Annotated in this window: 7 protein-coding genes, 1 tRNA gene and 2 pseudogenes; 6 read left to right on the forward strand and 4 right to left on the reverse strand. The window is 66.5% G+C overall.

Annotated elements, in window-relative coordinates; all coding sequences use genetic code 11:
* Window positions 1–149, forward strand: a 149-nt coding sequence (locus tag F7R91_RS41150; RefSeq protein WP_150958916.1) for a transposase, incomplete at its 5' end; no start/stop codon positions are given.
* Between the two features lie 88 nt (window positions 150–237).
* On the opposite strand, the pseudogene F7R91_RS41155 reads toward F7R91_RS41150, so the two are convergent.
* Together F7R91_RS41155 and F7R91_RS41160 are read right to left on the reverse strand one after the other, a co-directional pair.
* Window positions 238–1,813: pseudogene (locus tag F7R91_RS41155) on the reverse strand (MMPL family transporter); the annotation flags it as partial.
* 4 nt (window positions 1,814–1,817) lie between these two features.
* A pseudogene (locus F7R91_RS41160) lies at window positions 1,818–2,267 on the reverse strand (sigma factor); the annotation flags it as partial.
* 427 nt (window positions 2,268–2,694) lie between these two features.
* On the opposite strand from F7R91_RS41160, the gene F7R91_RS41165 reads away from it, so the two are divergent.
* On the forward strand, window positions 2,695–3,090 hold the full coding sequence (locus F7R91_RS41165) for an iron chaperone (RefSeq protein WP_150958935.1): 396 nt from the start codon (window positions 2,695–2,697) through the stop codon (window positions 3,088–3,090).
* A gap of 119 nt (window positions 3,091–3,209) precedes the next feature.
* Window positions 3,210–3,683, forward strand: coding sequence for a carboxymuconolactone decarboxylase family protein (locus tag F7R91_RS41170; RefSeq protein ID WP_150958918.1), 474 nt, complete (start codon window positions 3,210–3,212; stop codon window positions 3,681–3,683).
* Between the two features lie 77 nt (window positions 3,684–3,760).
* On the opposite strand, the gene F7R91_RS41175 is transcribed toward F7R91_RS41170, so the two are convergent.
* Both F7R91_RS41175 and F7R91_RS41180 read right to left on the reverse strand, forming a co-directional pair.
* Window positions 3,761–4,417 (reverse strand): alpha/beta hydrolase, encoded by a 657-nt coding sequence (locus F7R91_RS41175; RefSeq protein WP_225321125.1) that lies wholly within the window; start codon window positions 4,415–4,417, stop codon window positions 3,761–3,763.
* A 335-nt stretch (window positions 4,418–4,752) separates the two neighbouring features.
* Window positions 4,753–4,823, reverse strand: a tRNA-Cys gene (locus F7R91_RS41180).
* Between the two features lie 484 nt (window positions 4,824–5,307).
* Between F7R91_RS41180 and F7R91_RS41185 the strand changes: the two genes are divergently transcribed.
* From F7R91_RS41185 to F7R91_RS41195, 3 genes are all read left to right on the forward strand, one after another.
* Complete coding sequence (locus tag F7R91_RS41185; RefSeq protein WP_150958920.1) at window positions 5,308–6,546, forward strand: diaminopimelate decarboxylase; 1,239 nt, start codon at window positions 5,308–5,310, stop codon at window positions 6,544–6,546.
* A 96-nt stretch (window positions 6,547–6,642) separates the two neighbouring features.
* Window positions 6,643–7,275, forward strand: a complete 633-nt coding sequence (pdxH, locus tag F7R91_RS41190) for a pyridoxamine 5'-phosphate oxidase (RefSeq protein ID WP_150958922.1) — start codon at window positions 6,643–6,645, stop codon at window positions 7,273–7,275.
* 26 nt (window positions 7,276–7,301) lie between these two features.
* Window positions 7,302–7,994: a B3/B4 domain-containing protein gene (locus F7R91_RS41195; protein ID WP_150958924.1), complete on the forward strand. Its 693-nt coding sequence runs from the start codon at window positions 7,302–7,304 to the stop codon at window positions 7,992–7,994.
* The last annotated feature ends 25 nt before the right edge of the window (window positions 7,995–8,019 follow it).

Consider the following 8,019-nt stretch of genomic DNA (forward strand, 5'->3'; position numbering starts at 1 on the left):
GGCGCCTGCGGCAGGAGTTCCCCGGCCACATCCGCAAGTACCTGTGGGGTGACCACTTCTGGTCGCCGTCCTACTTCGCCGCATCCTGCGGGGGCGCCCCGCTCGCCGTCATCAAGGAGTACATCGAGAACCAGAAACGTCCCGGCTGAGGTCAACAGCGCAGACCAGTGCACCCGCGCAGGTCAGAGCAGTGTTAAGAAGCGCTTCCTCCCGGGCGTGAACGCCCGGGGTTCCGCGCTAGATCACGCTGAACAGTCTGCTGGGCCACCACATCCAGCGGCCCACGTCCAGGGTCAGCGCGGTGACCAGGACCGAGCGGACGATCACGGTGTCCAGGAGCACACCGAACGCCACGGCGAAGCCGAGTTCGGCCGCGAACACCAGTGGCAGTGAGGCCATGGCCGCGAAGGTCCCGGCCAGGACCAGACCCGCCGAGGTGATCACACCTCCGGTCGCGGACAGACCCGTCAGCGCGCCGCGTCGGGTGCCGTGCAGCAATGCGTCTTCGCGTACCCGGGTGACCAGAAAGATGTTGTAGTCGATGCCCAGGGCGACCAGGAACACGAACGTCAGGAGCGGGAAGGAGGCTTCCGCCCCGGCGAAGCCGAACACATGGTTGAACATCAGGCTGCTCACGCCCAGGGCCGCTCCGAACGACAGCACCACCGTCGCCATGAGCAGCAGGGGCGCGACGATCGCCCGCAGCAGCAGCGCGAGGATCAGGAACACCACGAGCAGCACGATGGGGATGATCACCTTGGAGTCGCGGGCGGCTGCTTCCTGTGTGTCGAGAAGGATCGTCGTGTTGCCTCCGACTTGGGCATCGGCACCCTCGATCGTGTGGACCGCACCTCTGGCCTGCTCGACGGTGCGCATCGCGGCCGGGCTGCTGGGAGCGTCCCTGAGCTCCCCGAGCAGGATGGCCTCGCCATCCTTGATCACCGGCGCCGAGACGTCGGCGACCCCTGGGACGCCGGACAGGGCGGTCCTCACCTGCTCTGCCGAGGCGGCCTTGGCCACGACGTAGAGGGGGTCGCCCGACCCTGCCGGGAAGTGCCGTGGCTGGATCTCCTCGCCGACGGCCGTCTGCGGCTTGTCGGTGAACTGGTCCTTGTGGGAGAGTCCGTCGGCCTTGAGCCCGAACACCCCGATCGCCATGACCGCGAGGACGAGCGCGGTGCCGGTCCACACGATCCGCGGCCGGCCGGAGATGGCGGTGCCGACGCGGGTCCAGATGCCCTGCTCGGCGGTGCCGGCAGATCCGTACGACGGCTTCACCGGCCAGAAGATCCAGCGGCCGCAGATGACCAGCAGAGCCGGCATCAGGGTGACCATGGAGCAGCCCGACGAGGATGCCGACGGCGCAGGCAGGCCCGAGCCCTTGGGTGGAGTTGAGGGTGGCCAGCATCAGCAGCGTCAGGCTGACCGCGACCGTCGCGGCGCTGGCGATGATCGCGGGACCGGAGCGGTGCAGGGCCTCTGCCATCGCCTCGTGCCGGTCCTCGTGCCGTCGGAGCTCCTCTCGGTAGCGCGAGATGAGCAGCAGTGCGTAGTCGGTGGCGGCGCTGAACACCAGCACGGTCAGGATGAAGCTGGTCTGCTTGTTGACGGTGAGTCCGGCGTTCTTCGCCAGCAGGTAGATGACCGCTTCCGACGTGACCAGGGCGACGCCCGCCGTCAGCAGCGGCAGCAGGGGCAGCAACGGGCTGCGGTAGGTGAGCAGCAGGATCACGACCACGACAAGCGCGGTGATGGTGGTCAGGCCGCCTCCTCCGCTGAAGGCCTTGATCGAGTCGGCGGCGTGACCGGCCGGTCAGCGAGAGGGTCTCCAGGACCACCAGCAGCGCCATCGACACCGACTCGGCGCGCACTGCCGCATCGGCGGCGTCCTCGGGTACGGGAGTGTCGGTGAGGGGGCCGACCAGCGGCTCGGGCAGCCAGGGCCCGACGTACGACTCACGGCGGCGGCTGATGGAGGCCTGGTGGGCGAGGGCCCGGTTCACCGCGATCCGTACGAGGTAGGCGCGCGGGTTGTCGACAGGGTCCGTGCTCGGTGCCTGGTTGCTGGTCGTCCACGACAGCCATGTCTCCTGCAACACGTCCTCTGTGTCGGCGACGGTGCCGAGCATGTTGTAGACGATGGAGAACAGCAGCCCACGGTGGTCGTTGAGCACCTGTGTCGTCGTGCGCGCCACTGTGTCTGACGCCGCCTCACGTGGGCTGCCTTCGGGCAGGGCCGCCTGTGGGTCCGGCGGGGGGTTGGACATCGTGGAGCCTCCCGTTGCGATCGCGTTCAGAACTGAGAGCGATCCGGGCACCGGAGTGTGACATCCACCGTCGAAGTGTGATCCAGGTCACGACCTGCCAGGTCGCCGGCGTGAGGGAGGACGTCCGTCGGCCCCGCCCCGGTCCGGGTCTCGTGGGGTGAAATCCCCGTCACTCCGAGCCGCGGCGAAGCCGCCGCCGGGGCTCAGTCTCCATCATGACGATGGACCCATCACCCCAGACGCCGGGAGGTAACCCGCTGTGAACGACGCACAGAAGCCCGCACGGAAGTCCGCCCAGAAGGCCGCCCAGAAGCCCGCGAAGAAGGCCGCCCAGAAGCCCGCGAAGAAGGCCGCCACGAAGGCCGTGAAGCGCACGGCCGCGACCGGCAAGGCGTCCCAGAGATTCACCGACGAGGAGCGCGCCGCGATGAAGGAGCGCGCCCAGGAGCTGAAGGCGTCCGCACGCCGCGGATCGCGCGCCGAGAAGGCGGCGCAGGACGAAGCCGCCGTGCTCGCGAAGATCGCCGAGATGCAGGAACCGGACCGGGGCATGGCCGAACGGCTCCACGCCGTCATCAAGGCAAGCGCGCCCGGCCTCGCGCCGAGACTCTGGTACGGGATGCCCGCGTACGCCAGGGAAGGCAAGGTCGTCTGCTTCTTCCAGAGCGCGCAGAAGTTCAACGCGAGGTACGCGACCTTCGGCTTCAGTGACGAGGCGAACCTCGACGAAGGCACCATGTGGCCGACTTCGTACGCCCTGAAGGAGTTGACCGCCGCCGATGAGGCAAGGATCGGCGCGCTCGTGCAGAAGGCGGTGAACTGAGGCCCGAGGCAAGGACGTTGGTGCGACAGGGAGACGCGCATCACATTCATCCATGTCACAACTCGTGGCGCCGTTCCGTCCATGAGGTGTACCCACCCACCACGACACAGGAGTGCACCATGGATGCTCGGTTGAACCTCTTCGCCAGCCAGGTCGCAGTCAAGTTCGCGAAGCACATCGTCGCTGCGAACAAGGTGCTCGCGGAGTCGACGCTGCCGCACGCGACGCAGGAACTGGTGAAGCTCCGCGCAAGTCAGATCAACGGCTGCGGTTTCTGCACCGACATGCACGCCAAGGACGCCGCGCACGCCGGGGAGACCGCCACGCGTCTGCACCTGGTCGCGGCCTGGCGCGAGGCCACGGTGTTCACCGAGGCCGAGCGCGCCGCGCTGGAACTGGCGGAGCAGGGCACCCGTATCGCCGATGCGGCCGGTGGCGTCACGGACGAAGCCTGGGCGAATGCCGCCAAGCACTACGACGAGGAGCAGCTCGCCGCCCTGGTGTGCACCATCTCCCTGATCAACGCCTTCAACCGCGGGAACGTCATGGTCCAGCAGCCCGCCGGTGACTACCAGCCGGGCCAGTTCGCATGACTCGCACGCCCCGGGCACCGCTCTGCGGAGCCCGGGGCGTCGTCCGGTCCCGGCCGCTCCTCAGGGCTCGTACCCGATCAGTCGCTCCACGACCTCGAGCGGGCGCGACAGGGCAACCAGGTGCCCGCCGGGGATCTCGTCGGCGGGCATGCCGAGCCGGTCGTGGGCCACTCGGCGCTGGAATTCCAGGGGGAAGAACCGGTCCTCGGCTGCGGCGAGCACATGTGTGGCGACGTCCGCCATCGGTCGATGGCGCAGGGCTGGCCGAACACGACCTCGGCCTCAGGCCGCTCCTGCCCCGCGCCGGCGGCGGCGACCTCGGCCGGCACATCGTGCAGGAAGTACGTGGCGAGGTCGAACTCCACGGGATACCCGCCCTTTTCGGCCGCCGCGACCCGGGCCGCCTCCCATCCGGTGTTGTCCCACCACTGCCCGGGCGTCTCGCCCGGCAGCGGCACCATCGCATTGACGAGCACCAGCAGACCCACGGGCACACGAGCGCAGACCATCGGCGCGGTGAAGGCGCCCAGCGACTGGGCCACCAGCACGACGTCATCACGATCGCCGATGGCGGCGACCACCGCGTCGGTGTACTCCGGCAGCCCCGAGGATTGATCGGCGCCGGGCAGATCGACGGCGACCGCGTCGTGCCCCCTGGCCCGCAACTCGGGCACCACACGATGCCAGTACCAGGCCGCACCTCCGGCCCCGGGAATCAAGACGAACGCGCTCATCCTCCCTCACCCTCTCCGCTCGGGACTCACACAGATGGAGACGATCGGGGAGGGCGGGAATCATCGGTCGCCACGGCGACAGGAGCCGGCCGTCGCGAACCAGCGGCCGTCCGCCAGCCGTCCGGCTGCCCATGGTCAGATTGGCGGTGGTGCCCGTCATCATTGAGTGCTTCCGATGCCCACTGGGCCTTCTCGGGCCGCACGTGACCAACAATCCAAGGCTAAAAGACTTTGCAGACTCCCCACCCCCGTGGTATTTACAGCGCAATCGGTCCCCGAAGGACGCATCGAGGCCTTCATCGGATAAGAACTGGGTGAAGGCCTCGATCATGTAGAGGTCGCGATTGGAATCGAACCAATGTAAGCCGCTTTGCAGGCGGCTCCCTAACCACTCGGGCACACGACCGAAGAGGGCATAGAACACCCCGACCGCGATGCTGCTGACGCTGCGTCGCGGTGATGAAGGTACATCGACGGGAGGCCGCTCCGTCAATTGCTGTCCGAATGGTGAAACATTGCAGCAGTGTGAATTGGCCAACCCTGAGTGCTGTGGCTCGTTTCAGTCACTGATTCTTGCATCTCGGTGATTGAAGATGTTAGAACTTGCTTCAGCCGGTCCCGTTCGCGCCGGAACTGCCAGAACGAGCAGCTTCACTTCGTGGCAGGCGAGCCTTCCGTACGGCTCCATAGGTTTGAGCCGGCCTCCTGGTGTATGCACCTTCTTCGGGACCTGTTCCACAGGAGAAGCACAAGTGACGAAGCAGTGTCGCTTCGTGGCACGTGAGCTTTCCGTACGGCTCCACGGTTTGAGCCGGCCTCCTGGCGTATACACCTCTGACAACCATTCCACAACCATTCCACAGGAAAAGCACAAGTAGGGGAGTTGTGTCTTGACAGCACTGTCGGAATCGTGGCTGAGCGGTATCAATCTGAAGCTCATCGCCGACCAGGTGGGCACACCGGTCTTCATCTACAGCGAGGGTCAGTTCCGAAAGAACCTGGCTCGCGTACGGAAAGCCGCAGACGACGCGGGCCTCGGTGAGCGGGTCGAATTCTACATTCCGTTTTTCCCGAACTCGAACCCGCATCACCTCGCGCCTCTCAAGGAGTTAGACGGCTTCGGAGTCCTGGTCCAGCTGCCCAGCGAATACCGGCTCCTGCGCGCTCACGGGTTCGAGAAGTTCATCGTGTCTCCGGGCCACGTGTCCAACGAAGAGATCAGCTTCTGGGACAGCACGCGATGTCCCACGTTCCTCGCCAGCCTGAACGAGGTGGCGCACTCCCTGGCCACGCAGGCCCCGTCCATCAGTGTCCGCGTCGACTCCCTCGACTCGGGCAAGCCCGGCGTCAAGTACGGGGAGCTGGAGCAGCTCTCGGCCCTGCTGCAGGAGTACGACCGCGAGCTCGACTGCGTCGAGGTGTACTGCGGCAGCGGCAACTCGCTCGACGACATGGTCCGTACGGTCGAGGAGATGTTCGAGGTCTTTCAGAAGTACTTCCCTACTGCCCGCGGCATCAACTTCGCCGGCGGGCACGGCTTCGACTACGACGCTCACGCGGAAGCGGACAAGCACTTCGACTGGTCGCTCTACTTCCGTCGGCTCGCCGATGCCGCCCAGCGTATGGGCATACCCGAGGACGTGAAGTTCCTCTTCGAACCCGCTCGTGACGTCCTCGCCGACACGGGTGCCCTGCTGATGTCGGTGGAGCGGTCCGTCATCACCACCCCCGTCTCGTCCATCGTGGTCACCGACGGATGCCGGATGCTCATGCCCTCGGCTCAGCTGAGGAACCGTGGCCACAACACCGCTTTCCTCGACCAGGACATGCGAGAGATCGTCAACGAGCAGGGCATCAGCGCTGCTGTCCGGGGCCGCACGATCCTGCGCAATGACTACCTGCTGCCGGGTGAGGTCCATGTCCCGGAGGGGGTCGACGCGACGAGCTACATGGTCATTCTCGACACCGGGGCCTACTGCGCCACCCAGCACATGGAGTTCCTGAACGTGCCGCCGGCCGCCGAGGTCCTGGTGAGCAGCGACGGGTCCATGGACCTGATCACCGCCGCCGGCGACGAACTCGACAAGTGGCGCAACCTTCTTGAGGAGAAGCAGCCGGTCAGGAGTTGACAACGTTCTCTTGCGGGTGCGCGGCCATGGAGCCGAGCAGCCCGTCGTCCTTGCGGGTTCTCATGCCCGGACACCTCGGTCACACAGGAGATCCTCATGCCGTCACCTCACGACGGACTGCCGGAAACAGCCCAGGGCCCCGCTGCCGAAGGCGCACCATTCGACCTCTTCGAGCGCTGGTACGAGGAGGCCGCGGCCAGCGAACTGAACGACCCCAACGCGATGGCCGTCGCTACCGCAGACGCCAACGGACTCCCCGACGTGCGCATGGTGCTGCTCAAGCATCGTGACTCCCGCGGGTTCGTGTTCTTCACGAACACCACCTCTGCGAAGGGGCGCGAACTCGCGGAGAACAGCCAGGCGTCCGGAGTGCTGCACTGGAAGAGTCTGCGTCGGCAGGTGCGCTTCCGTGGACCGGTCGAGTTCGTCACATCCGAAGAGTCCGACGCCTACTTCGCCTCCCGCGCCCGCGACAGCCGGATCGGCGCCTGGGCGAGCCGGCAGTCCAGCCCGCTGGCCGCCCGAAAGGTGCTGGAAGACGCCATGGAGGCGGAGACGGCACGCTTCGAAGGCCAGCAGGTCCCGCGTCCTTCGCATTGGGCGGGGTACCGCATCAAGCCTATCTACCTGGAGTTCTGGTCCGATCGACCGTTTCGGCTCCACGACCGGGTCGCTTTTACCAGGATGACCCCACAGGGCGCCTGGGAGCACGGGCGCCTCTACCCGTAGCAGAAGTTTTAGAAAGGTTCACCAGCATGTACTTCACCCACGCCGACGAGGTCTGGGCCGAACACCCGACCCTGCGAGCACTGGCCCTCACGGTCGGCGGACTCACCTCGGCCAGGACCGACGAGGGGCAGCTGGCCGAGCTTGCTGAGCGCATCGACCGACGCCAGAACCAGATGGCCGAGGCTGAAATGCCGGAAATCGCGGCGTGGCGTGAAGCTTTCTCGCGCATGGGGCTCAAGCCCACTCAGTACCGGTGCGCTTCAGAGGCGCTGCTGCGCCGGTACCGCAAGGACAAGAGCCTTCCCCGCTTCCATCCTGTGGTCGACTACCTCAACCACGTCTCCATGGCGTACGCCATCCCCATCGCGGTGTTCGACACCGCACGCATCGGTGCCGGCATCACCGTGCGCCCTGCCACGGGAGCGGAAAGCTACGAGACGTTTCAAGGAGAGACCGAGAACCCCGGTCCGGGGGAGATCGTCTTCGGCGACCCCGACGGGCACGCCCACTCGCGACGCTGGACCTTCCGGCAGTCCGCTCGTTCAGCGGTCTCCAAGGAGAGCGAGGCGGCCTTGATCGTGGTGGAAGCTCACCACGTCACGGCATCAGGGGACTTGGCCGAGATGGAAACCGAGCTGAAGACAGGGCTGGCCGCGCTCGGCGTCACCCTGGGCAGCTCGACTCTTGTGTCGGAGAGTCACCGCTTGTTTGAGTTCTGACCCATGTGTTGGCCCCCCCCCGCGG

This window comes from Streptomyces luteolifulvus (assembly GCF_008806595.1).
Lineage (GTDB): Bacteria > Actinomycetota > Actinomycetes > Streptomycetales > Streptomycetaceae > Streptomyces > Streptomyces luteolifulvus.